This is a genomic window from Streptomyces sp. NPDC020681, assembly GCF_044334895.1.
Taxonomy (GTDB): Bacteria; Actinomycetota; Actinomycetes; order Streptomycetales; family Streptomycetaceae; genus Streptomyces.
Genome location: NZ_JBIRTX010000003.1, coordinates 474,413 through 499,629 on the forward strand (window position 1 = coordinate 474,413; position 25,217 = coordinate 499,629).

Annotated in this window: 18 protein-coding genes; 4 read left to right on the forward strand and 14 right to left on the reverse strand. The window is 71.1% G+C overall.

The window, feature by feature from the left end:
- Positions 1-23: 23 nt before the first annotated feature.
- Positions 24-3,455 carry an ATP-dependent helicase gene (locus ACH4YL_RS09275; RefSeq protein ID WP_398506301.1) on the reverse strand — a complete coding sequence of 1,144 codons (3,432 nt, stop codon included), beginning with the start codon at positions 3,453-3,455 and terminating at the stop codon, positions 24-26.
- A gap of 203 nt (positions 3,456-3,658) precedes the next feature.
- Positions 3,659-4,009 carry an MGMT family protein gene (locus ACH4YL_RS09280; protein WP_398506303.1) on the reverse strand — a complete coding sequence of 117 codons (351 nt, stop codon included), beginning with the start codon at positions 4,007-4,009 and terminating at the stop codon, positions 3,659-3,661.
- A gap of 149 nt (positions 4,010-4,158) precedes the next feature.
- Between ACH4YL_RS09280 and ACH4YL_RS09285 the strand changes: the two genes are divergently transcribed.
- The 3 genes from ACH4YL_RS09285 (at position 4,159) to ACH4YL_RS09295 (ending at position 10,334) form a co-directional block, all read left to right on the forward strand.
- Positions 4,159-6,936 carry a lysylphosphatidylglycerol synthase domain-containing protein gene (locus ACH4YL_RS09285; protein ID WP_398506304.1) on the forward strand — a complete coding sequence of 926 codons (2,778 nt, stop codon included), beginning with the start codon at positions 4,159-4,161 and terminating at the stop codon, positions 6,934-6,936.
- 126 nt (positions 6,937-7,062) lie between these two features.
- Positions 7,063-8,625 (forward strand): alpha/beta hydrolase, encoded by a 1,563-nt coding sequence (locus ACH4YL_RS09290; RefSeq protein WP_398506306.1) that lies wholly within the window; start codon positions 7,063-7,065, stop codon positions 8,623-8,625.
- Between the two features lie 122 nt (positions 8,626-8,747).
- Positions 8,748-10,334 carry an alpha/beta hydrolase gene (locus ACH4YL_RS09295; RefSeq protein ID WP_398506644.1) on the forward strand — a complete coding sequence of 529 codons (1,587 nt, stop codon included), beginning with the start codon at positions 8,748-8,750 and terminating at the stop codon, positions 10,332-10,334.
- A gap of 61 nt (positions 10,335-10,395) precedes the next feature.
- Here the strand turns inward: ACH4YL_RS09295 and moeZ are convergent, their stop codons facing one another.
- The 12 genes from moeZ to ACH4YL_RS09355 all read right to left on the reverse strand — a co-directional run bounded on the left by moeZ (position 10,396) and on the right by ACH4YL_RS09355 (position 24,725).
- Positions 10,396-11,574 (reverse strand): adenylyltransferase/sulfurtransferase MoeZ, encoded by a 1,179-nt coding sequence (moeZ, locus tag ACH4YL_RS09300; protein ID WP_398506308.1) that lies wholly within the window; start codon positions 11,572-11,574, stop codon positions 10,396-10,398.
- A gap of 63 nt (positions 11,575-11,637) precedes the next feature.
- The gene (locus ACH4YL_RS09305) at positions 11,638-12,390 is read right to left on the reverse strand and encodes a spherulation-specific family 4 protein (RefSeq protein WP_398506309.1); all 753 of its coding nucleotides are present in this window, start codon (positions 12,388-12,390) and stop codon (positions 11,638-11,640) included.
- The gene (locus tag ACH4YL_RS09310; RefSeq protein ID WP_398506311.1) at positions 12,378-13,337 is read right to left on the reverse strand and encodes an NAD-dependent epimerase/dehydratase family protein; all 960 of its coding nucleotides are present in this window, start codon (positions 13,335-13,337) and stop codon (positions 12,378-12,380) included. Before ACH4YL_RS09310 ends, ACH4YL_RS09305 begins: the two co-directional genes overlap by 13 nt.
- A gap of 162 nt (positions 13,338-13,499) precedes the next feature.
- The gene (locus tag ACH4YL_RS09315; RefSeq protein ID WP_398506312.1) at positions 13,500-14,675 is read right to left on the reverse strand and encodes a hypothetical protein; all 1,176 of its coding nucleotides are present in this window, start codon (positions 14,673-14,675) and stop codon (positions 13,500-13,502) included.
- Positions 14,672-16,423, reverse strand: a complete 1,752-nt coding sequence (locus ACH4YL_RS09320) for a DUF3492 domain-containing protein (protein ID WP_398506314.1) — start codon at positions 16,421-16,423, stop codon at positions 14,672-14,674. The genes ACH4YL_RS09315 and ACH4YL_RS09320 overlap by 4 nt, the downstream gene beginning before the upstream one ends.
- A 208-nt stretch (positions 16,424-16,631) precedes the next feature.
- Positions 16,632-18,263 (reverse strand): dipeptide ABC transporter ATP-binding protein, encoded by a 1,632-nt coding sequence (locus ACH4YL_RS09325; RefSeq protein WP_398506316.1) that lies wholly within the window; start codon positions 18,261-18,263, stop codon positions 16,632-16,634.
- The gene (locus tag ACH4YL_RS09330) at positions 18,260-19,249 is read right to left on the reverse strand and encodes an ABC transporter permease (protein ID WP_398506317.1); all 990 of its coding nucleotides are present in this window, start codon (positions 19,247-19,249) and stop codon (positions 18,260-18,262) included. Before ACH4YL_RS09330 ends, ACH4YL_RS09325 begins: the two co-directional genes overlap by 4 nt.
- Positions 19,249-20,277 carry an ABC transporter permease gene (locus tag ACH4YL_RS09335; RefSeq protein ID WP_398506319.1) on the reverse strand — a complete coding sequence of 343 codons (1,029 nt, stop codon included), beginning with the start codon at positions 20,275-20,277 and terminating at the stop codon, positions 19,249-19,251. The genes ACH4YL_RS09330 and ACH4YL_RS09335 overlap by 1 nt, the downstream gene beginning before the upstream one ends.
- Positions 20,274-21,995, reverse strand: coding sequence for an ABC transporter substrate-binding protein (locus ACH4YL_RS09340; RefSeq protein ID WP_398506321.1), 1,722 nt, complete (start codon positions 21,993-21,995; stop codon positions 20,274-20,276). The genes ACH4YL_RS09335 and ACH4YL_RS09340 overlap by 4 nt, the downstream gene beginning before the upstream one ends.
- Positions 21,996-22,165: 170 nt before the next feature.
- A complete protein-coding gene (locus ACH4YL_RS09345; protein WP_398506322.1) occupies positions 22,166-22,261 on the reverse strand; it encodes an Ms4533A family Cys-rich leader peptide in 96 nt (31 codons plus the stop codon).
- 94 nt (positions 22,262-22,355) lie between these two features.
- Entirely contained in the window at positions 22,356-23,750 is a 1,395-nt protein-coding gene (locus ACH4YL_RS09350; protein WP_398506324.1) for a DUF3152 domain-containing protein, read from the reverse strand.
- A 9-nt stretch (positions 23,751-23,759) separates the two neighbouring features.
- A complete protein-coding gene (locus tag ACH4YL_RS09355; protein ID WP_398506325.1) occupies positions 23,760-24,725 on the reverse strand; it encodes an alpha/beta fold hydrolase in 966 nt (321 codons plus the stop codon).
- 123 nt (positions 24,726-24,848) lie between these two features.
- On the opposite strand from ACH4YL_RS09355, the gene ACH4YL_RS09360 reads away from it, so the two are divergent.
- Positions 24,849-25,076, forward strand: coding sequence for a hypothetical protein (locus tag ACH4YL_RS09360; protein ID WP_398506327.1), 228 nt, complete (start codon positions 24,849-24,851; stop codon positions 25,074-25,076).
- Positions 25,077-25,217 lie beyond the last annotated feature (141 nt).

Genomic DNA, 25,217 nt, shown 5'->3' on the forward strand with positions numbered 1-25,217 from the left:
GACCTGTGTCACAACTCGCCGGGTCACTCCACTATGTGACGGCCTTCCGGCTGGGCGCTGCACGAGGAGCGGAACGTGCAGTGGGCGCAGTGCTGTCCTGCGGACGGGGTGAAGCGCTCGTCCAGGACGCGGCCCGCCGCCGTGGCGAGGAGGTCGCCGACCCACTCGCCGCTGAGCGGTTCCTGGGACTGCACACGCGGCAGTGCCTCGCCGCCCTCCTTCCTGGCAGCGGGCTGGCGCAACTGGACGAGTTCGGCGCCGCCCGGCTCCGGGCGGTGCCCGTCGAACGCCTCGTCGAGCGCGCCCTCGCGCACGGCCAGCTGGTACACGGCGAGTTGAGGGTGCCGGGCGACCTCGTCCCTTGTCGGCGTTTGCTTGCCGGTCTTGAAGTCGACGACGTACGCGCGCCCTTCGGCGTCCTGCTCGACCCGGTCCATGGAGCCCCGGATCCGTACCTCGTACTCGCCGGCCTCCAGGGTCACGTCGAAGTCCTGCTCCGTGGCGGCGGGCGCGCGGCCGCCGCGGTCCATCACATGCCAGCGCAGAAAGCGTTCCAGTGCCACGCGCGCGTGCTGCTTCTCCTGCTGGGACTTCCAAGGTGCGTCGAAGACCAGCGCGTCCCACACGGAGTCGAGACGCTCCATCAGAACGGCGAGGTCGGCCGGGGTCTGGCCGGATGCGACCTCGTCGGCGAGCACATGGACGACATTGCCGAAGCCCTGGGCGGCGGTGGCCGGGGCGTCCGCCTTCACCTCACGGCCCAGGAACCACTGCAGCGCACAGGTGTTGGCGAGCTGGTCCAGTGCGCTGCCGGAGAGGGTGACGGGCTGGTTGCGGTCCCTCAGCGGGAGGCGGCTGTGGGTGGGCTCGTACAGACCCCACCAGCGGTACGGGTGCGCGGCGGGCACCAGCGGCTGGCCCTCGTCGTCGGCGAGGGCGGCGAGCCGGGCGAGCCGGCGGGCGGCGGCGTCCCTCAGCGCGGGTGACGCCTCCGGGTCGACGGTGGTGGCGCGCAGTTCGGCGACGAGCGGGGCGACGGCGAGCGGGCGGCGGGGGCGGCCGGTGACGTCCTTCGGCTCCGCGCCGAGTTCGGTGAGGAAACGGGAGGGCTGGTCGCCGTCGTCGGCCGGCGCCTTGACGGCGGTGACGACGAGGCGGTGGCGGGCGCGGGTGGCGGCGACGTAGAAGAGCCGGCGCTCCTCGGCGAGGAGCGCGCCGGGGGTCAGCGGCTCGGCGAGACCGTCGCGGCCGATGCGGTCGGCCTCCAGGAGCGAGCCTCGGCGGCGGAGGTCGGGCCACAGGCCCTCCTGTACGCCGGCGACGACGACCAGGCTCCATTCGAGGCCCTTGGAGCGATGGGCCGTCATCAGACGTACGGCGTCGGGCCGGACCTCCCGCCGGGAGAGAGTGTCGGCGGCGATGTCCTGGGCCTCGATCTCCTCGATGAAGTTGAGCGCGCCGCGGCCGCCGGTGCGTTCTTCGGCGCGGGCGGCGGTGTCGAAGAGGGCGCACACGGCGTCGAGGTCGCGGTCGGCGTTGCGGCCGGCCGCGCCGCCGCGGAGTGCGGCCCGCTCGAGCCGCTGCGGCCAGGGCGTGCCGGCCCACAGCTCCCAGAGGGCCTCCTCGGCGGTGCCGCCGCCTTCGAGCAACTCGCGCGCCGTACGCAGGAGTCCACCGAGCCGCTGCGCGCCACGGGCGTACGCGGGGTCGTGCGCGACGAGTCGCTCGGGCTCGGCGAGGGCCCGGGCCAGAAGCTTGTCGGACGGCGGCGGCACCCGGTTCCCGGCGGCGCGCTCTTCGTCCCGCAGAGCACGGGCGAGCCGGCGGAGATCGGCGGTGTCCATGCCGCCGAGGGGAGACACGAGCAGATCGAGAGCGGTCTCGGTGCCGAGCCAGGGAGTGTCCTCTTGTACCGGATGTACCTCGGGCGTGCCTCCGGTCTCCTGGTCCGGTGCGGCCTGGGCATCGGCCCCGCCCTGCGCGGCCTCTTCCTCACCCTCTTGACCCTCTTCACCGTCTTCACCTGCAGGCGCCGTCTCGGCACCGGGCACCGCGCCCGTCCCCGCCGCTGCCGTCGCCGCCACCCTGAGCGCCGTCAGCAGTGGTGCGACCGCCGGCTCATGGCGCAGCGGAATGTCGTCGCCGTCCACTTCCAGCGGGACGCCCGCCGATGTCAGCGCCCTGCGGAAGGACGGGATCATGCGGGTGCCCGCTCGGACCAGGACCGCCATGTCCGACCAGGGGACGCCGTCCTCCAGGTGAGCCCGGCGGAGGATGTCCGCGATGTTGTCCATTTCCGTGGAGGCCGTCGGGAAGGTGTACGTCTCGACCGTGCCACCCTCGCGGACCGCCGAGAGTTCACGGTGGGCGCGGACCTTGTCCTGCGGGAGGCGCGGCAACGGCATCCGGCGGGTCAGCAGGCGCGTCGCCGTCAGAAGGTCCGCGCCGCTGCGGCGCGACGTTGTGAGGACGGCGACGCGCGACGGTGTGCCGTCCGTGTGGCGGAAGGTGTCGGGAAATTCGGGGATGCCGTTGACGTCCGCACCCCGGAACGCGTAGATCGACTGGTCCGGGTCCCCGAACGCGACCAGCGTGCGGCCCCCGCCCGCCAGCGCCTGGAGCAGGCGGACCTGGGACGGGTCGGTGTCCTGGTACTCGTCGACGAACACCGCGTCGTACGGGAGGTCGTACGGCGACGCGGTCCGTTCCGCCAGCAGCACCGCCCGGTGGACCAGTTCCGCGTAGTCGAGGACGCCCTGCATGTCCAGAACATCCAGGTACTCCGCCAGGAAGGCCGCCGCGGCCCGCCAGTCGGGACGCCCGGCGCGGGCCGCGAAACGGGCCAGCGAGTCGGGGCCGAGGCCCAGTTCGCGGCTGCGCGCCAGCACCGCACGCACCTCGTCCGCGAAACCGCGCGTCGTCAGGCAGGCCCGCAGTTCGTCGGGCCAGCCGATCCGCGCCACCCCGTCGCGCTCCAGATCGAGCTGGCCCGCCAGCAGATCCCGTACGGCGACGTCCTGCTCAGGACCCGACAGCAGCCGCAGCGGTTCGGAGAACAGGTCGGCGTCCTGGTGAGCGCGGACCAGTGCGTAGCAGAACGAGTGGAACGTCGTGGCCTGCGGCCCCCGCGCCCCGCCGAGCCGCAGCGCCATCCGGTCCCGCAGTTCCACCGCCGCCTTGCGGCTGAAGGTGAGCACCAGGATCCGCTCCGGGTCCGCTCCCTTGGCCACCCGCGCGGCGACCGCCTCCACCAGCGTCGTGGTCTTCCCGGTCCCCGGGCCGGCCAGCACCAGCAACGGACCGTGATCGTGGTCAACCACGGCGCGCTGACCTGCGTCCAGGAGAGGAGGAACCACCGGGCCCGGCGGAGTACGCACCAGTCGGTACGCGCCCGGGGTCCTGCGCCGTACCTGGTACTGGTACGGCGTACGCCCGGTGGTGGAGGAGGAGCTCACGTGGATCGCCGGTCCTGGTGGGTGTGCTGGTGCTGATGGAGCGGTTCGTGCCGCGGGCTGACGACGCTACGCCAGCGCATGGTGGCGACGCAGTGAGTCCGCCGCGTACCCCCTGCCGTGTGTGCGGTCCGGGTACGCCCTGTGGTCCTCGTACTCCGTACGGTCGTCAGAACACCCGTACGACCGCCGAATGGCGGAAGCTGTCATATGTGAGCGCCGTCGTCCGCACCACTGACGCCGTCCCACCGCGCGCGCTTCATGTCGAGGCGCGGCAGATGCCCTTCGGCGCTGCGCGGGGCTGGCCGCAGTGGTGTGCTCTCGGCCCGGTACTGCGCGAGCGCGTGCAGTTCATGGCCGGGCAGCAGCATGCCGTCCGAGCGGACGACCCGCCACCAGGGCACGGCGCCGCCATAGAGCGCCATCACACGGCCGACCTGACGCGGCCCGCCCTCGTCCAGCCACTCGGCGACGTCGCCGTAGGTCATCACCCGGCCGCGCGGGATCAGCTCGGCGACCTCGAGCACTCGCTCCGCGTACTCCGGCAGTTCTTCCATCCGGCCCATCCTGCCCCACACCACCGACAACGCTCCGGCCGCAGATGCACCCTGATGCCCCCCTCTGTCGTCCGGTCGTGCCACCATCATGCGGGCGGTGACTGGTGATACGAGATCAAGAAGAGACCGAGACGACCGAGGAGCAGGGCGTGCAGCCTGGTACGGCGGCAAGCACCCCTGAGTCCGAGGCGTACCCGGACGCGCCCGTTCCGCAGGCTGGTACCGCCCCCGAGAAGCAGCCGGACACGGACGAAAAGGGCGAGGCCGCCGAGAAGTCCTGCGATGTGACCGGCGACGGCACGGACGTCGGCGGCATCGACCGCGTCTCGGGCGACGAGCCCCTGCTCGCCGCCCGCGTCCACCGCCCCTCGGACCTGATGCGCCTGCTCATCGGCATCCTCCTGATCGCCGTGGTCCTCGCCATCGCCGCCTTCGCCCAGGGCACCACCACCGGTCTCGCACAGGACATCGACAAGGGCACCGACCAGGCCCCCGACCTGTTCGTCAAGGTCGCCGGACTGGTGTCCAGCATCGCCGTGCTGCTCGTCCCGGTCGCCTTTGCGATCGAGCGGCTGATCAAAAGGGACGGGCTGCGAATCGCGGACGGCGTCCTCGCCGCCGTACTGGCGCACGGCGCCACCCTCGCCACCGACCTGTGGGTGGCCAGGTCCGCGCCCGACACCCTGCAGGAAGCGCTGACCCAGGCACAGACCGGCGGCGGTCTCACCGACCCCGTCCACGGCTATCTCGCGCCCGTCATCGCCTATATGACGGCCGTCGGCATGTCCCGCAGACCCAGATGGCGCGTGGTCCTGTGGGTGGTCCTCGCGCTCGACGCGTTCGCGATGCTGGTCGCCGGGTACACGACGCCGTTCTCGATCATCCTCACCGTGCTGCTCGGCTGGACCGTCGCGTACGGCACGCTCTACGCCGTCGGGTCGCCGAACGTACGGCCCACCGGCCAGACGCTGCTGGCGGGTCTGCGCCATGTCGGATTCCGCCCGGTGAACGCGATGCGCGCCGAGGACGTCCCCGACTCCCCCGACCATGCCGTCGGCGGCACCGCCGCCGCCGAACTGGGCGACCGCGGCCGTCGCTATCTGGTCGCGCTGGAGGACGGCCCGCCGCTGGACGTCACGGTCGTCGACCGGGAGCAGCAGGCTCAGGGCTTCTTCTACCGCGTGTGGCGTCGGCTCACGCTGCGCTCCATCACCACCCGCCGCTCGATCCAGTCGCTGCGCCAGGCCCTGGAGCAGGAGGCGCTGCTGGCGTACGCGGCGATCGCCGCCGGGGCCAACGCCCCGAAGCTGATCGCCACGTCCGAGCTCGGGCCCGACGCCGTGATGCTGGTGTACGAGCACCTCGGCGGCCGCTCGCTCGACTCCATGGCCGACGACGAGGTCACCGACGACGTGGTCCGCGGGGCCTGGCGGCAGGTGAAGGCACTGCAGTCGCGGCGCATCGCGCACCGGCGGCTGACCGGCGACGCGATTCTGGTGGATCGTTCCGGCAAAGTCATCCTGACCGATCTGCGCGGCGGCGAGATCGCGGCCGGCGACGTGGTGCTGCGGATGGACATCGCGCAGCTGCTCACCACCATCGGCCTGCGTGTGGGCGCCCAGCGCGCGGTCGCCACCGCCGTCGAGGTCCTCGGCCCGGACACCGTCGCCGACTGTCTGCCGCTGCTCCAGCCGATCGCGCTGAGCCGCACGACCAGGGCCACGCTGCGCAAGCTCGCCCGTGAGCGCGCCCAGCGGGAGCGGGATGCGGTGCTGGCGGCGTCCGCGGCCGCCAAGAAGGCCCGTACGGACGCGGCCGAGGGACTCACCGACGACCGCAAGGCCGTGCGCAAGACGGAACGTCTGGAGAAGCAGGCCGACAAGAGGGCCATGGACGAGGCCATGGACGAGGCGCGCGAGGAGGACCTGCTCTCGCAGATCCGCCAACAGGTGCTGCTGATCCGGCCGCAGGCGCCCGTGGAGCCGGTCCGGCTCGAGCGGATCAGGCCGCGTACGCTCGTCAGCTTCATCGCCGGCGTGATCGCCGCGTACTTCCTGCTGTCGCAGCTCGCAGGCATCGATTTCGGCACGGTCTTCGGCCAGGCCCAGTGGGGGTGGGTGGCGGTCGCGGTCGCGTTCTCGGCGCTCAGCTATGTCGCCGCGGCGATGAGCCTGCTGGGCTTCGTGCCCGAGCGGGTGCCGTTCGTACGGACCATGATCGCGCAGGTCGCCGGGTCGTTCGTGAAGATCGTCGCGCCGCCGGCGGTCGGCGGCGTCGCGCTGAACACCCGCTTCCTGCAGCGCTCCGGCGTACGGCCCGGGCTCGCGGTGGCCAGCGTCGGCGCCTCCCAGCTCTTCGGGCTCGGCGCGCACATCCTGCTGCTGCTCGCCTTCGGCTATCTCACCGGCACGGAGAAGACGGCGTCGCTCACTCCGTCCAGGACGGTGATCGCGGGCCTGCTCACGGTCGCGGTGCTGGTGCTGGTGGTGACCGCGATCCCCTTCCTGCGGAAGTTCGTCTCGACGCGGCTGCGCTCCCTGTTCGCCGGTGTGGTGCCGCGCATGCTGGACGTACTGCAGCGGCCGATGAAGCTGGTCACCGGCATCGGCGGGCAGCTGCTGCTGACCGGTGCGTTCGTGATGTGCCTGGACGCGTCGATCCGCGCCTTCGGCCACGGCGCCCAGCCGCTGAGCTACGCCAGCATCGCCGTGGTCTTCCTCGCGGGCAACGCACTGGGCTCGGCGGCGCCGACGCCCGGTGGTGTGGGCGCGGTCGAGGGCGCGCTGACCTTCGGCCTGATCGTGGCCGGCGTGCCCAAGGAAGTCGCGGCGCCGGCGGTGCTGCTGTACCGGATGATGACGCTGTGGCTGCCGGTGCTGCCGGGCTGGTTCGCGTTCAATCACCTGACCCGCAGAGGCTCGCTGTAAGGCGTGCGGCCTGAGGCCGTCTTCCGGACCGGCCGACACGATCCGGAAGACAACCCCTCAGGTCACGGACCACTCGCATGGACCGCCTCGGAGGCGGCGCCAGGGGCCCGGGAGGACGATGGCCTCATGCCGAGTACCTCCTCCGCCCTGCGCGCAGCCGCACTCGCCGCATCGCTCGCCGTGCTGCTGGCCGCCGGCTGCTCCGACAGCGGCGACAAGGGCAAGGACGAGGCGCGCGCCACGGATCTGGCAACGCAGAAGCTGGACTGGCAGCCGTGCCCGGCGCCCTCGGAGGCGGAGGGCGGCGGCGAGGCGCCGTCGCCGATGCCCGGCGGGACCGTCTGGGAGTGCTCGTTCATGAACGCCCCGCGCGACTACGCGAAGCCGGACGGCGACACCATAGAGCTGGCCCTGATCCGCGCCAAGGCGCGCGACCAGAGCAAGCGGATCGGCTCCCTCATTTTCAACTTCGGCGGGCCCGGCGGCTCCGGAGTCGCCAATCTGCCGCCGGCCTCCGCGGACTACGCGACGCTGCACAGCCGCTACGACCTGGTGAGCTTCGACCCGCGCGGGGTCGGCCGCAGCGTCGGCGTGCAGTGCGAGGACGACAAGCAGCTCGACGCGTACTACGCGTCGGACGCGACGCCCGACGACGCGGCCGAGGAGGAGACCTTCACGGACAACCTGAAGTCCTTCGCCGACGCCTGCGAGGACAACTCCGGCGAGGAACTTCCTTACGTCGGCACCACCAACGCCGCCCGCGACATGGATCTGATGCGCCAGGTGCTCGGCGACGACAAGCTCTTCTACTTCGGCATTTCGTACGGCACCGAACTCGGCGGCGTCTACGCGCACTTGTATCCGAAGAACGTCGGCCGAGCGGTCTTCGACGCCGTCGTCGACCCGACCAAGACCTCCGAGCAGAGCTCGCTCGGCCAGGCGAAGGGCTTCCAGCTGGCCCTCACCAACTTCGCGCAGGACTGCGTGGACCGCGGCGACCAGTGCCTGCTCCCGGGCTCCACGGCGCAGGAGATCCAGGACTGGATCATCGCGCTGCTCCAGGAGCTCGACAAGGAGCCGATCACCGGCGTCGGCGACCGGAAACTGACCCAGTCGCAGGCCACCAACGGCATCGCGCAGGCCCTGTACTCCAAGGAGTACTGGGAGTTGCTGGAGCAGGGGCTCGACGAGGCCGACGGCGGCAACGGCGCTCTGCTGCTGGCGCTCTCCGACGCGATGAACGGCCGCAGCGACACCGGCCACTACAGCAATATCCAGGCGGCCAACGCGGCGATCAACTGCGTGGACTCCAAGGACCGTTACTCAATGGAGCAGACGAAGGCCAAGCTGCCCGAGTTCCGCAAGGCGTCGCCGGTCTTCGGCGACTACCTCGGCTGGGGCCTGATGGGCTGCACCGAGTGGCCCATCCCCGGCGAGTGGTCCACCCCGGACGTCTCCGCGCCCGGAGCCGCGCCCATCCTCGTCATCGGCAACACCGGTGACCCCGCGACGCCTTACGAAGGTGCGAGGGCGATGGTCAACGCGCTCGGCAAGGGCGTGGGCGTGGAACTCACCTACCGGGGCCAGGGGCACGGGGCGTACAACGGCGGCAGCAAGTGCGTGCAGCAGGCCGTGGACCAGTACCTGCTCGCAGGCAAGGTTCCGGCCGCCGGGACCGTCTGCCAGTGATCCGCCGCCGTTGATCCACGCCGTGAACCGGTGATCCACACCACGTACTGCTGTTCGTGACCCGCTGTCAGTGCGGCCGCCTAGGATGTCGAAACAATCTTCGAATGGGGCGGGGGCACGGAATGACCATGCGCGTACGGGCGGGGGCCCTGGCGGCGGCGCTGCTGCTCGCCGGGGCGGCCGCGGGCTGTGACAGCGGCGGCGACACGGCGGGGGCCGACGGCAAGGACAGCGCCGCGCCGTCCGCCTCTTCGTCCGCGCAGGGCAAGCCCGCCCCGCCGGCGTCCTCGCCGCTGCCCACCGCCCTGACCGGCCAGAAGCTCGACTGGAAAAGCTGCGAGGCCCCGACCAAGGCAAACGGCAGCTACGCCGAGAAGCCCGGCAAGCAGTGGAAGTGCGCCACGCTCAAGGCGCCGCTGGACTACCGCAAGCCGGCCGGCGAGACGATCGGCATCGCGCTGATCCGCTCCAAGGCCGAGGACCGGTCCGAGCGGATCGGCTCGCTGCTGTTCAACTTCGGCGGGCCCGGCGGCTCCGGTGTCGCCTCGCTGCCCGGTGCCGCCGAGGGCTTCGGGACCCTGCACAGCCGCTACGACCTGGTCGGCTTCGACCCGCGAGGGGTCGCCGAGAGCTCGGCGGTCGTCTGCCGGGACAGCAAGCAGTCGGCCGCCTCGTTCCGCATCGACTTCACACCGGACACTCCGGCGGAGGAGAAGAAGTATCTCGACGACGCCACCGCCTTCGGCGCGGGCTGCGCCAAGAGGTCCGGCAAGGTCCTACCGCACGTCGGCACGGCGAACGCCGCACGCGACATGGATCTGATCCGCCAGGTCCTCGGCGACGACAAGCTGCACTATCTGGGCTTCTCGTACGGCACCGAACTGGGCGGCGTCTACGCCCACTTGTTCCCTGCCAAGGCGGGACGCCTCGTCCTGGACGCCGTCGTCGACCCCACCGCCGACTACGCCGGGCACTCGCGCAACCAGGCCCTCGGCTTCCAGCGCGCCCTGGAGAACTACTTCAAGAGCCGGGGCATCAGCGCCAAGGACGGCACCGCGCGCGTCGTGAAGCTGCTGGACGAGCTGGACCGCAGGCCGCTGCCGACCGACGAGGGCCGCACGCTCACGCAGAGCCTGGCGCTCACCGGGATCATCCTGCCGCTGTACTCCGAGGAGCAGTGGGGCGTCCTCACGAAGGCGCTGGACGAGGCCGAGGCCGGCGACGGGACACGGCTGCTGCTGATGGCCGAGTCGTACAACGGCCGGGACGAGAACGGCACTTATGGCACGCAGGACCATTCACAGCGCGCCATCTCCTGCGCGGACGTCAAGGGCCGGGTGACGGCGGCCGAGGTCAAGTCCCGTCACCTGGCGGAGTTCACCAAGGTGTCGCCGGTGTTCGGCCCCTATCTGGCCTGGGACCTCGCGGGCTGGTGCGCCGACTGGCCGGTGCCCGGCGAGTCCGAGACGCCGGAGGTCGCCGCGAAGGGGGCTGCGCCGATCCTGGTGGTCGGCACGACGGGCGACCCGGCGACGCCGTACGAGGGCGCGAAGAGGATGGCGGACGAGCTCGGGGCGGGTGTCGGCGTGCTGCTGACCAACAAGGGCGAGGGGCACGGCGCGTACGGGAACGGCGCGTGCGTGACGCGGACGGTCGACGAGTATCTGCTGGACGGGAAAATACCGGCCAACGGCAAGACCTGCTCGTAGCGGGCGGACAAGCGAAAGCCCCGGACCGCGTTCCGGTCCGGGGCTCCGCCACTCATCTGCGTCAGTAGACCGGCTTGTCCGGCTCGATCTGGTGGACCCAGCCGATCACGCCGCCGCCGACGTGCACCGCGTCCGCGAAGCCCGCGGACTTGAGGACCGCGAGGACCTCCGCGCTGCGGACTCCCGTCTTGCAGTGCAGGACGATCCGCTTGTCCTGCGGCAGGTCCTGCAGAGCGGCCCCCATCAGGAACTCGTTCTTCGGGATCAGCCGCGCGCCCGGGATCGAGACGATCTCGTACTCGTTGATCTCGCGGACGTCGATGATGTCGATGCTCTCGCCGTCGTCGATCCACTCCTTGAGCTGCTTGGGAGTGATCGTCGAACCGGCCGCCGCCTCCTGGGCCTCCTCGGACACGACGCCGCAGAAGGCCTCGTAGTCGATGAGCTCCGTGACGGTGGGGTTCTCGCCGCAGACCGCGCAGTCCGGGTCCTTGCGGACCTTGACCTGGCGGTACTGCATCTCCAGGGCGTCGTAGATCATCAGCCGGCCGACCAGCGGGTCGCCCACGCCGGTCAGGACCTTGATCGCCTCGGTGACCTGGATGGAGCCGATGGACGCGCAGAGCACGCCGAGCACGCCGCCCTCGGCGCAGCTCGGAACCATGCCCGGCGGCGGGGGCTCCGGGTAGAGGCAGCGGTAGCAGGGGCCGTGCTCGGACCAGAAGACCGAGGCCTGACCGTCGAAGCGGTAGATGGAGCCCCAGACGTACGGCTTGTTCAGCAGCACGCACGCGTCGTTGACCAGGTAGCGCGTGGCGAAGTTGTCCGTGCCGTCCACGATCAGGTCGTACTGGCTGAAGATGTCCATCACGTTCTCGGCCTCGAGCCGCTCTTCGTGGAGGACCACATTCACGTACGGGTTGATGCCGAGGACCGAGTCCTTCGCGGACGCGGCCTTGGAGCGGCCGATGTCGGCCTGGCTGTGGATGATCTGGCGCTGCAGGTTCGACTCGTCGACCTCGTCGAACTCCACGATGCCGAGCGTGCCGACACCGGCAGCGGCGAGGTACATCAGAGCCGGCGAACCCAGGCCGCCGGCGCCGACACACAGCACCTTGGCGTTCTTCAGCCGCTTCTGCCCGTCCATCCCGACATCGGGGATGATCAGGTGGCGGGAGTACCTGCGGACCTCGTCGACGGTGAGCTCAGCAGCTGGCTCGACCAGGGGTGGCAGCGACACGGGGACTCCGTTGCGTCGATAAGTCATTACGGTTGTTCTCCCGTAACACTGCCACGCCCCTCCTCATTCCGAGACACCCGGTCCGATCTGCGAGACGATTTCGTCCCAGTAGCCGGGCAGCGCCTCGAATGGACTGTTCTGTCCGCGCTGCTCCGTGCGGTCGGTGAAGAAGATCGTCCCCGCGCCCTGCCAGCGGGCGATACGGGTGGCCTCCTCCAGATGCGTGCGCGGCACGCCGTGGACGAAGTGGACGAAGCGCTCCGGCGGATAGTCCGCCGTCCACTCCGCCACCTGCGACCAGCGGTAGTCGGTCCACGGCCCGGAGAAGGTGACCAGCTGGTCGGCCGCCTCGGCGTAGCCGGGGTACGGATGCGCGCCGTGACCGAGGACCAGATGTCCGCCGTCGAGGACCGCCTCCAGGGTCGCCGTCGTACGCCGGACCTCCATCAGGTCGGCGCGGTCCGTCGGGCAGCGGTTCAGCAGAAAGCCGTCGACCCGGTACCACTCGAGGTAGTGGTGGGCCTCGGCCACAAGATCGCCGAAGGATCGCGAACCGTGGGCCATGTCGAGATGACCCAGGACGCGTACGCCCGCGTTGCTCAGCCGGCCGGCGGCCTCCAGGCAGTGCGGGTCGGGAAGGTCTCCGGGCCCGTTCGCCACGTTGAGCACGACCCAGTGCAAGGGCGTGCCAGGCCTGGTCAGTTCGGCCCATTCGACCGGAGCGAGCAGCGGGTGTGCGTAGCCGGGGACGCCGAAGCCGAGTCTCGCCTCGCCGGTCGCGGCGAGCTGGGTTCCTGCGCTGGTCAGATGCGGCATGCTGCCTCCATCCAGATGTCGGCGAGTGACTCTTCGAGGTTGATGCGGGGACGCCAGCCGAGCCGGTCGCGCGCGGTGCGCACGTCCGCCTGCTGCCAGCTGCCGCAGCCGTCGGGGTACGGCACGGGGGTGGCGGCCAGATGCTCCAGCATTGATTCGGAACGAGGCGCTCCGATGCTCGGCCGGCCCGGTGCGCTGTCGAGCTCGTGCAGCGCGCCCGCGTATCCGGCGACCCTTGCCAGGACGGCGGCCGCGTCCCGCAGCCGTACGGCGCGTCCGGTGCCGATGTTGACGACGCCCTGCGCCGCGGAGAGCGAGGCGGCATGGACCGCCCGCGCCACGTCCCGTACATCGACGAAGTCGCGCTGTACGCCGAGGCCGCTGAGCTTCAGCTCTCCGTCGCCTGACTGCATCGCCCGGCGCATCGCCTCGGCGAGACGGCCGAGGGGTGATCCTGCCGGAGTGCCGGGGCCTACGGGCGAGAAGACCCGGAGCACGACCGCGTCCAAGCCCGCGCCGAGCACCAGCTCGGTGGCGGCGAGCTTGCTGACTCCGTACGGACCGCCGGGGCGCGGAATCGCGTCCTCAGCGGTCGACGAGCCCTGCTGCGACGGCCCGTACTCGGACGCGCAGCCGAGCTGGACCAGCCGCGCGCCGCAGCCGCTGCGGCGCAGGGCCTCGCAGACGGTGGCGACGGCGACGGTGTTGTGCCGGGTGAGATCGCGGGCGCCGCCGCGGGTGGCACCGGCGCAGTTGATCACGACGCCGGGGTGGACGGCGCCCAGGAAGCGGGTGAGTGCGCCCGGGCTGCCTCCGGCGAGGTCGAAGCGTACGTCGGCGTCGTCGCCGCGGCCGAGCGCGGTGAGATGCACCGCCGGGTCGGCGAGGAGCCGGTCGGCGACGAAACGGCCGAGGAATCCATTGGCACCGAGCAGCAGCACCCTCATCGCGCGGCCCCTCGGTGCCGACGGGCCGGGGCTGGGGGTTGGCTGGTCATGTCGCTCTCTCCTTCAGGGTGTTGCTGACGATGCGGGTGCGGGGGGCGGTGCTGGTGGTCGGTACGCCGCGGTGTCGGCCCCGCGAGGGTCCGACCGTGGTCGGACCGGTGGTCAGACGGTGTGGGCCGATGCCCGGGACAGAGCCATGACGGCATGGGCCAGCAGGCCGGCGGCCGCCACCGAGCAGGCGATGGCCAGTACGGCTCCCGCGCCCCAGGCGCCGACCGCCGCCTCGACCGGGCCGGCGAGGAAGCCGCAGCCGGGCAGGCGTCCGGCCAGCAGAAGGACGGGGGCCGCGGCTTCGGCGGCGCAGGCGACGGCCAGACCTGCCGACGCGGACTCCGCGAAGCCGTGGACGACGAGCAGCCGGGCGAGAAAGAGCAGGACGCCGAGCGCCACGGCCGGGACGAGTGCCTTGTGCGGGAGGACAAGGCCGCTGAGGACGAGCAGCGCGGTGAGCATGCAGACGTAGAGCGCGACGACTCCGAGCAGCAGCGGGCGCGCGCCGGCCGCGAACTCCTCGAGTCCGCGGCTGTCGTCCAGCCTGCGCCGCGCTTGTACGGAGAAGAGCCGGGCGCACCAGGCCGCTGGAACGACGGCGAAGGCGAGCCCGACAAGTGGTGCTGGGGTCATGGACAGCGGGCCCTCGGGTCCGCCGCCGACGATCTGGTCCAGCAGTCCTTCGCCGTACGCCGCGTAGGCCAGCAGCCAGAGCGTCCACACACGTATGGCCGGGACCGTGCGGCCCGCGGCGCGCAGTGGACCGCGGCGCAGACACAGGACGAGCGTGACGGAGACCGCCACCGCGCCGGCCCCCGCGGCCGCGAGCCGGAGCGAGCCGTCGAGGGCCCGCACGCCGACGACCGTCGCCGCGCAGACCGCGCCCGGCAGGAGCGTGAGCAGCACGAGACGTACGCGGCCCGCGAGCGGCCGGCGCTGCACGGCACGCGGCGGACGGCCGGTGGCCTCCGGCGACTCCGGGCCTCTGGGCACGCGTGCGTACAGCTCCTCGGCCAACGAGAAGACGTCCCGGTGCCGGAAACGGGCGGCGGTGCGGTCGGTGACGCCATGGGCCTCCAGCCCGGCGGCGATCTCCAACGGGTCGACGGCGCGCTCGCACAGCTCCCGGTGACGGTGCATCAGCGCCTTGACGGGGTCGGCGGGACCACGCCGGACGGCGGCCGGCTTCGCTTTGCCGGAGGGCTTGGCCGCCCCGTCCATGCCTTCGGTGAGCAGTGCGTCGGGGCCGGCGGGCGGTGTACTGCCGGGCGTACGGGACGTCTTCATGTGCGCGCCTCCTTCGCGGCCGCGGCCGCGGGCGCCTCGTGCGTCGCGGCGGCCATCCCCGCCGCCGCGGCGAGCCCGATCAGACTCGGCGGCGCGGGCCGCCGGTCGGAACCGTCGGCCCACCGCGGCGCACGGGCCCATGAGTCACCGGCCCCCGCCGCCGGCCGGCTCGCCTCCACGTACGCCTCGGCCGGGTAGCTGAACGGCAGCGGTTCGCCGTGCTCGTCGACCGCGTACCGCCGTACCGGAGAGTGCGAGATCAGCTCCAGGTAAATGCCGCGAAATGCCGTCAGATTCTGCTCGATCGTGAACAGTTCGAGCGCGCGGGCACGTGCCGCCGCGCCCAGCCGGTCCCGGCGCTCCTGGTCGCGCAGCAGCGCGACGCACGCGTCCGCGAGCGCCCGCGGATTGCGCGGCGGCACCACCAGGCCCGTGCCGCCGATGACTTCGACGACCGCGCCGACGTCCGTGGAGACCGTCGCCCGGCCGCAGAACATCGCCTCGACCAGGCTGATCGGAAAGCCCTCGACGACGCTCGACAGCACGACCACTCCGCCCGAGGCATACGCGTCGGCGAGTTCGGGAGCCTCGGGTCCGCCGATCTCCTCGAAGGAGACGGGGTTGTCGCCGACGGCGTGCGCGTCGGCCGCCTCGTCCGGGAAGAGCTGTGCGGCCAGCGCCTTGCAGTGCTCGAGATACGTGACGGCCTCCGGCCCCTGCACCGGCGCTCCGAACAGCCTCAGTCGCGCCTGGGGTTCCGCCTTGCGCACCTCCGCGAAGGCGTGCAGCAGCGCGATGAGGTCCTTGGCGGGCTCGATCCGGCCGACCCAGACCAGCGTGTGCGGTTCGCCGCTGTCGTTTCCGTCGCCGACCGCCGCGAACCGCTCGGCCGCCATGCCGGGATAGACGGTGCGGAGTTTCGCGCGGTCGGCGCCGCACTTCTCCTGCCAGCGGCGGGCGTGCGAGTTGCCGGGTGTGATCACGGACGCCTGGGTGTAGACCTCGGCGGCGAGCCGTCCCTGGAAGGCGGCGAGCAGCGCGCGTACGGGCGGGCTCACCCGGCCGTCTCCGGCGGCGAGATAGTGCGCGCGCAGCTGTACGCCGTACTCGGTGACCAGCAGCGGGACTCCGAAGAAGCGTTTGGCCAGCAGGCCGGGCAGAGCGGCTGATCCGCCGGACGCGGCATGGCAGAGATCGACCGCGCCGAGGCTGTCGTCGCCGTACCAGTCGAGGGAGAGCGGGCGCAGGGCGCGCTCCAGCTCGTCGGCGAACGCCAGGTAGTCCGGAACGGTGGCGGCATGCAGGGTGCGGCGTGCGCCGGGGGCGCGGCAGGCGGATTCGAGGACGCGGACGGCGAGTTCGGAGCGGAGCGCCGCGTAGAGTCCGCCGTGCTCGCGGGCGAGCTCGGCGAGGCCGTACAGCCCTTCGGCGAAATCGACGAAACCGTCGCCGCCGCCGTCCACGCACACCGCCGTGGCGAGGTGTTTGAAGTGGCCGAGGAAGCGCCGCCGTTCGCGGCGGCCGTAGGTGTGTCCGTCGTCCTCCGGCGCCCAGAGCGGCGCGGTCCGCACCCGCTGCACCTGCGGCGGCAGCTCGATCCAGCCGTGGTCCTCCTGCTGGGCGCTGCGGCTCAGCGCGTAGAGGTCGAACTCGTGCCGCTCAAGCCCGCGCACAAGCCGGTCGCACCACAGCCTGGAATCACCCGTCGCATACGGATAACCACCGTCCGTAAGCAGTCCGATCCGCACGAGTGCACCCCCGATCTCCCTTGTGGGCGGCCACCGTTGGTCCGGCGACTCGCAGCGGGGACGACGGTAAGCCGGTACGGCGGTCGCGCGACGGACGGTTGTCCGTCGAGCCACCGGAAGGGGTGAATACACGTAACTTTCCTGCCCCGGTAGCGTTCCGTCGCGCTACGGGAGCTTTCAGTTACGGAGGGTCATGCCCTGGTGAGTGTCAGACCGCGGCCGGCTCCCTGCGGGCGGAGCGCCGGACCCGGGCGAGCTCGGGATCGAGCGCGGGCACGGCGGCGAGGAGCTGCTTCGTATACGGATCCTGCGGTGAGCCGTACACCTCGTCGACGCCGCCCTGTTCCACGACCCGGCCGTGACGCATGACGGCGACGCGGTCGCTGATCCCGCGTACGACGGCGAGATCGTGCGCGATGAAAACGAGCGCGAGCCCGAGCTCGTCCTGCAACTGCCGCAGCAGCTGCATCACCTGCGCCTGCGTCGTCACATCGAGCGCGGAGACGGGCTCGTCGCAGACGATCAGCTTCGGCTCGGCGACGAGGGCGCGAGCGATGCCGACGCGCTGCCGCTGTCCCCCGCTGAACTCGTGCGGATAGCCGGCGTGCCGGTCCGGATCGAGCCCGACGCGTTCCAGCGCCTCCTGCACACGCCGCCGGATCCGCTGCTCGTCGCGCACACCGGCGGCTCGCAGCGGGTCGGCGACGGATTCGCCGACGGAGCGGCGGGGATTGAGTGAGGAGACGGGGTCCTGGAAGACCATCTGGAGCTCGCGGCGCCGGGCGCGGAGCGCCTTCTCCGGGAGCGAGCCGATCTCGGCGCCCTCGTAGCGGAGCTGCCCGGCGCTCGGATCGAGCAGCCGCACGAGCATGCGCCCGAGAGTGGTCTTGCCGCTGCCGCTCTCGCCGACGATCCCCAGGGTCTGTCCGGCGTGCACACCGAGCGATACACCGTCGACGGCGACGACGCGGTCCTTGCCCCGCCCGAACTCCCGCCGCAGCCCGACGGCTTCGAGCAGCGGCTCGCCCTTGTGCCGGGCCGCGCCGTTCCCGGCCCGCGGTCCGTCCAGCCTGGGCACCGCTGCCAGCAAGGCCTTCGTGTACGGCTGGGACGGTGTGGCCAGGATGTCCCGGACCGGACCCCGTTCCACCGCGGCTCCCGAGCGCATCACCAGGATGTCGTCGACGCTCTCCGCCGCCACGCCCACGTCGTGGGTGACCAGCAGCAGTCCCATGCCGGTCTCCGTGCGCAGGCCGTGGAGCAGGTCGAGTATCTGGGCCTGGACCGTGACGTCCAGGGCCGTCGTCGGTTCGTCGGCGATCAGCAGGCGTGGTTCGCAGGCCAGAGCCATCGCGATCAGGGCCCGTTGGCGCATGCCGCCGCTGAACTCGTGCGGACGGGACCGGGCCCGGCGGGCGGCGTCGGGGATTCCGACGCGGTCGAGGACCTCGACGGCACGGGCACGGGCCGCCTTGCGCGAGGCGTCCGTGTGCACCCGGTGGACCTCGGCGATCTGGTCGCCGATCGCGTAGTACGGGTCCAGGGAGGACAGCGGGTCCTGGAAGACCATCGCCGCGACCCCGCCCCGCAGTCGCCTCAACTCGCGCGCGTCGGCCGTCTGCACGTCGGTGCCGGCCACCCGCACGGTCCCGGAGATCCGCGCGCCCGTTCCCCGGTGCAGTCCCAGCAGCGCGCCGGCCACCGTGCTCTTGCCGCTGCCCGATTCGCCGACCAGGCCCAGCGCCCTGCCGGGCGCCAGTGTGAAGGAGAGGCCGTCGACGGCGCGCACCGCGCCCGGGAAGTCGACGGTGAGGTGTGCGACCTCCACCAGCTCCGTCATGACAGGACCACCCTTCTGTCCGCCGCGGCGTACAGCAGATCCGCGACGACGTTCGCCAGCACCACAGCGGTGCCGATCACCAGCACCACGCCCACCACCACCGGCAGGTCGATCACCCGCACCCCGTCGATCAGCGTCTTGCCGAGCCCCGGGATGCCGAACAGCGACTCGGTGAGCACCGCACCGCCGAACATCGTGCCGAGGTCCAGCGCGCTGAGTGCGATCACCGGCGGCACCGCGCCGCGCAGGGCGTGCCGCCCGACGACGGCCCGCTCCCCCACCCCGTACGCCCGGAAGGTGCGGATATGGTCCTCGGCCAGCGTCTCCAGCGTCGAACTGCGCGTCAGGCGCGCGTACTTGGCGGATTCGAAGAAGCCGAGCGTGAGCCACGGCAGCAGCATGTTCCAGGCCCACTGCTCGGGGTCCTCGGTCAGCGGCACATACGTCGGGAAGGGCAGCCACTGCAGATACGCGCAGACGGCCATGAGCAGCAGCAGTCCCAGGATGAAGACGGGCATGCCGGTCGCGGCCAGCGTCAGCACGGTCAGCGCGCGTTCGGTGAGAGAGCCGCGGCGGAGCGCCGAGAGCAGTCCGGCGCCGACGCCGATGACCAGCCAGATCACCATCGCGCCGAGCGCGAGCGACGCGGTGGCGGGCAGCCGTTCCAGGATCAGCTCGGTGACCTGCTGGTCGCTCTGGTACGACAGGCCCAGGCACGGCGCTTCGCAGCGCAGCACGCTCGCGCCGGCGCTGTAGTCGCGTCCGGCGACGATGCCCCGCAGGAAGTGCCCGTACTGTGCGAACACCGACTCGTTGAGACCCAGTTGATCGCGGACCTGCGCGACCTGCGCGGGAGTGCAGCGTTCCCCGCAGGCCAGCTGGGCCGGGTCACCGGGCGCGAGATAGAACAGTGCGTAGACCAGCACCGAGAGCACCAGCAGCACCAGCACCGCGCCGCCGAGCCGCTTCAGCACGAAGCGCGTCATCAGACTTTCTCCTTGCGCGATTCCTTGCGCGATTCTTTACGCGATTCCTTGCGCGATTCCTTGCGCGTGCCGACCCGCAGCCGGCTCGCCTCCCGCGGATCCAGCGCCGTGCGCACCGCATCCCCCAGCACCGTGAACGCCAGCACCGTCACGAACAGCAGCCCGGCCGGCAGCAGCACATACATCGGATCCGCCCGGAACCACGTCTGCGCGCTCGACAGCATCTGCCCCCACGACGGTGTCGGCGGCTTCACGCCAACCCCGAGGAACGACAGAGACGCCTCGACCACGATGTTCGACGGCAGCAGGATCGCCGCGTAGGTGATGACGGGCGCGGCGAGCGACGGCAGAAGTTCGCGCCGCGCGACCCGCCAGGGCCGGTGCCCACTCAGCCTCGCCGCCGCCACGAAGTCCAGCCGCTTCAGCGACAGCGTCTGCGCCCGCACGATCCGGGACGTGCCGCCCCAGCCCAGGACGCCGATGATCAGGATCAGCAGCAGCGGCCGCGGGAAGTCGGCCGGTACGACGGCGGTCAGCGCGATGCCGAGCACCAGCATCGGCAGTGCCACCATCACATCGGTCGTACGGCTCAGGAATCCGTCGACGTAGCGGTTGCCGAGCCCCGCCGCGAGTCCGACCGCGACGCCGACCGCCACCTGCACCAGCGTCGCGCCGACCGCGACGAGCAGCGAGATCCGCGCTCCGTACAGCAGCCGTACGAACAGATCGCGTCCGGTGCCCGGTTCCACGCCGAGCCAGTGGTCGCCGCTGACGCCGCCGAAGGAACCGACCGGCACACCGCCGCGCGCCGAGTCCACCAGGGCGTCGTGGTACGTGTTCGGGTCCTGGCCCTCGATCGCCGCGAGCAGCGGCGCGGCGACGGCGAGCAGCACCAGCAGCACGAGGATGCCTGCGGCGGTCAGCGCCGACGGCCGCCCGCGCAGCCGCCGCCACACCTGGCGCGCGGCGCCCGCGGCCGGGACCGGAGCCCCGGCCGCGGGTGCCAACGTCTCGTGCAGAGTGGTCACTTGACCGCGACCTGCGAGATGTCGAGTACGCCGGTCCAGTCGCTGATCACGATGTTCTTGACGTTCTTGCCGTACAGCCGCTTGTAGACCGGGTGGAACAACGGCACGTCGAGCGCCTGCTCACCGATCTTCTTGTCGAGCGCGCCCCAGCGCTTGGCGGCCGCGTCCAGGTCGGTCAGCTTGTTGATCTCGTCGATCTCCTTGTTCACCGCCGGGTCGTTGAGCTGCGCGTGGTTGTAGTTGGAGCCGTCCTGCACGATCTGGCGGCCGTCGAAGATCGGCGCCAGGAAGGGGTTGCCGGACGGCCAGTCCGCGCCCCAGCGGGAGAGGAAGAAGCCGGGCGCGTCCTTGGCGCTCCACCGCTTCTCGTTGAACGCGTTGTGCTCGAGACCCTGCAGCTTGACGTTGATTCCGGCCTGCTTGAGCGCCTCCTGCACTGCGGTCGCGACCTCGGGGCTGGTCTCCCGGTTCTGGGCGGTCGAGTGCGTCAGCGTGACGGTGAGGTTCTCGAGCCCGGCCTCCTTCAGCACGGCCCTGGCCTTGGCCGCATCTCCGGTCCTGCCCGCCGGGAAGTGGTCGTAGGCCGTGAACCCGAAGGCCTTCTGCTCCGGCAGGAAGGTGGTCGCGGGCTCGGCGAGGGCGGAGCCGCCGGCCGCGTTGATGACGCTGGTGCGGTTGATCGCGTACGAGATCGCCTGGCGCACCTTGGGGTTGTCGAACGGCTTCACCTTCGGGTTGAAGGCGAGGTAGTTGATGTAGCCGAAGTGGCCGGTGCCGACGCGCGCTGCGAGTTCCTTGTTGGAGCCGATCTGCGCCAGCTCGGCCGGGCCGAGGTTGGTGTCGGTGGTGACGGCGGCGGCGTCCGCGCCCGAGGACGTCGACAGCCGCTGATTGATCACGGCCGAGTCGAGTCCGGACTTGACGTCGATGGTGTCGGGGTAGGCCTTGCGCTCCTCGTCCGTCTTCTCGGACCAGTGCGGATTGCGCTCCAGGACGAGGTGCTCGCCGTCGCCCTCGTTCTTGACCACCTTGTACGGCCCTGACGAGACCGGGTGCTCCTCGTACTTCGTACCGGTGTCCTTGGCCTTCGGCACCGGCGCGAACTGGGTCTGCGTGGCGACGTACGGGAATTCACCCTCGGGCTTCTTCAGCTTGAAGACGATCGTCCTGGCGTCCGGAGTGACGATCGAGGCGAGGCCCTTCTTGTCCTTGTACGGGCCCTGGTAGGCGTCGCCGCCGATCAGCCAGTCACGCAAGTAGGGCGCGCCGCCGGAGAGTTCGGCGGCGAAGGAGCGCTCGATGCCGTACTTGATGTCGGCGCTGGTGATCGGCGCCCCGTCCTCGTACTTCAGGCCGTCCTTGAGCGTGTACGTCCACTCGGTGGCGTCCTTGTTGGGCCGGCCGGTGTCGGTGGCGAGGTCGGGCACGACCTTGGTGCCGGCCGGGCCGTCCTCGCGGTTGCGGGTGGTGAGCGTGCGGAAGACGAGGGAGGGGACGTTGCCGCCGCCGGAGGTGTAGAGCCGGGCGGGGTCGAAGTCGGTCTGCGCCTCGGAGTTCAGCACGGTGAGCGTGCCGCCCTTCTGCGGCTTGCCGCCTCCTGCGGCGCCGTCCCCGGCGTCGCTGTCCTTGGGCCCTGCGCAGGCGGCGGCGCCCGAGGCCACGACGAGGCTGACGGCGGCCGCTGCCACGCGGCGCGATATGAGGGACAGTTGACGCATCGGAATGAGACCTCTCGGTGTGCTTGCGACGGAAAACAGGCAGATGTCCGCGCAGGCAGCAGCGAGAGAGCCCCTGCGAAGGGCTCACGAGAACGGGAATGCCGCGCCTGCGGATGTGAAACGCCCAGGCGCGGCGGAAGAGATGAGGGACGCGCGCGCTCGGGCAGGCGTCAGCGACAGTGAATGTCGGCCACGCTGTGCCCGGTCACGCCGATGAGCGCCAGCTCAATGGCGGCGCGTTCGACGGCGGCGTGACGGTGCGACATGCCCAGAAATATGTACGACGCAGGTTCCGATGTCAACGCGTGTGGCGCCTGACGTGAGACACCAGTCTCAGAGGCTGGACACACCGCCTCGGACTCAACCTCCGGGATACACCCACGGGTTGGGGCGGCACTTGACCCCGTCGATGTCCAGCGACTTCGTCTGCTGCTGCATGACCGGAGCGAGCCGGCCGGGCGTGCTGCAGTTCACATGTCCATAGCCGAGCCGGTGCCCGACCTCGTGATTGATGAGCATCTGGCGGTACGGGAACATCGCCTTCGCGCCGTACGTCGCCGCTCCCATCGCCCAGCGATACGCGTTGATCATCACGCGGTCCGTGGACGCCGAGTCGCAGCTGACATTGTCGACGGCGGTGTCCAGGCCGGACTTGGCGCACCACTCGTGGTTCGTCCCGGGACTGGCGAGCGTGATCACGAACTCCGGCTCGCCGGACGAGATCCGCTCGAAGGTCATCGCGCCGCCGTGGGCCCAGCTCCGGTCGTCGTTCAGGGTCTTCTGCACGGCACTGGCGAACAGCGCGCCGTCCAGCCCGAGCCCCTTCTCGACATCCACCCGGTAGCGGATCTTCTCGCCCTTGCCCGGCGCCTTGTCGAAGCCCGGCACCGCCTCGAAGGTGCCGTCCGCGGTCAGCTTCGGATCGACCTTGAACTGAGTGGCCATCAGCTGCGCGTAGGTGACGGGTGCGGCCGGCGCGGCGGGCGCCGCGGGTTTCGCCGCGTTCGGCGGCCCGGCCTGCCGGTTGTCGGAGCGCGAGGCCGAGCCGTCGTCGCTCCGTTCCTCGTTGGACGCCGACGAGGCCTTCTTGTCCGGGCCGTCGGCCGCGACCTGACCCGCGACCACGACAGCGAGCACCGTGGTCACGGCCGCTGCCGCGATCCCGGTGAAGGTGCGCCCCTTGCTGTTCGTGGGTCGCTCCTCTCGCTGCTCGTCCTCGGTGCGCTGCTGCGTCTCGGCGTCCCGGTCACGGTCCTGGCCGGGCTCGTCGGTCCAGGAAGTGACGGAGGCATATGGATCGGCGAACGGATCCGAAGGCTGCGTACGGGCCTGCTGCGGCTCGTCGAAGGCCTCGATGAATTCCCTGCGCGGGCCGGGTATTCGGGCACCGGCGCCGACCGTGCGCGGCGGCGCCTGGCGGCGCTGCGCGCCGGTCCCGCCCGGCCCGCCGTCGTGACGCTGCTGGGGAACACCCCAGCCGCCGCCCGCCTCGTGCTGCTCGGGGTGGCCGCCCCTGGCCTGCGGCGCGCCGTTTCCGGAAGGGGCGTGCCCGCCGGGCGCATGCCTTCGCCGGCCGTCGCCCGTGCCGGACGGCACGCTCGGAAACTGGCCGGTGTCATAGGCGCCGAATTCGCCGGTGTGGAATTCACCCGTCTGGAATTCGCCGGTGTCGTGTGTGCCGGTGTCGTACCCGCCGGGCCTGCTGCCCGGATCCGAGCCCTTCGGTGCAGGGCCTTTGCGGCTGTGTCGTCCCACGGCCCCGGATCAGCTCCTACCGCTGTCGTCGAGCAGTTCCCGGAAGGCCTGGGCGACCGTTTCCGGGTACTCCATCATCGCAACGTGCCCCGCGTCCGGAAGCGTCAGCAGCCGGGAGTCCCGGAAGGCAGCCGCCGCCTTGCGCGCCATGCGGTACGCGACCAGCTGGTCCCGACCGCCGTACACCAGCAGCGTCGGCGCGAGCACCCGCTCCGCCTGCCGCCACAGTCCGTGCTGTCCGCCGAGCGTGTAGGCATCGACGATGCCGCGCGCCGAGCGGGTCATGACGTCCCAGAAGTACGGGAGCTGTATCCGTCGCTCCATCTCTTCCACAGCATTGCGCAGCGCCTCGTCAGTCACGCGGGTGGGGTCCCCGTAGCAGAGCGCCAGTACACCTCTGGTGCGCTGTTCGGCCGACCAGTCCTTGGTGATCCTGTTGAACGCCGTGGCCACTCCGGGCACCGCGAGCAGCGCGGTGGGCCAGGCCGAGCGCTGGACGCGCAGCTCGGGCATGGCGGGCGAGATGAGCGTGAGCGTACGCACGAGATCGGGCCGCACGGCCGCGACCCGGGTGGCGACCGCGCCGCCGAGAGAGTTGCCGAGCAGGTGCACGGGACCGTGCCCGGCAGAGTCCAGAAATCGGATCACGGCCCGGGCGTGTCCCGTGACCGAATAGTTCCCGTCGTCCGGCGGCGGCGAGTCACCGAAGCCGGGAAGATCGAGCGCCTCGCCGTCCACGATGTCCTCGAGGAACGGCATCAGCGCCGACCAGTTGAGGGAGGAGCCGCCGAGTCCGTGCACATAGAGGGCGTGCGGAAGGCCCGTGCGCGCCGGGGGCCTTGCTCTGACGGTGAGCGTCAGTCCGGGCAGCGCTACGGAGCGCAGCTCCTCACCCTCGGCGACCCGCACGGCCGCGACCTTGGGGGCCGCGGCAGCGGTGACGGCGCGGACGCCGGGCAGCTCGGTCGAAGACATGGGTCGATGTTACGAGACGATCACACCGTGGTTCGTGTGTTCGGCATCACACATCGCATAGCGCCGCGATTCAGTAGCTCCTACGCTCGTAGGAAAGGCACTCTCCATGGAAAGCGGTGCCTCATGTCTGTCGATCCCACCGACCCGGAAACCTTTGAAGAATTTGAAGAAGACGACGAGGCCGCCGCACTCGACGAGGAGGTGCCCGAGGCGGACGCGTCCGAGCAGCACATGACCGTACGGCCGGAGCACGACGACCCGCTGACCGGCATCAATAGAGACGCCGTGAACGAGGCAGATGCCATGGAACAGGCCCGTATCGTCGCCCTCGACGAGGACGACTATCGATGACCTGCCCCTTTTTGCCCCTGAATCGGTAGCTACCGTGACTGTCCGGTCCATGAAATTCTGCGTCCTCAGCACGCACAGCCGGGTTACCCAAAAGTACGATGGCGGCGCGGCGCACAGCGCGCACGAAACGATTTTTGGGAG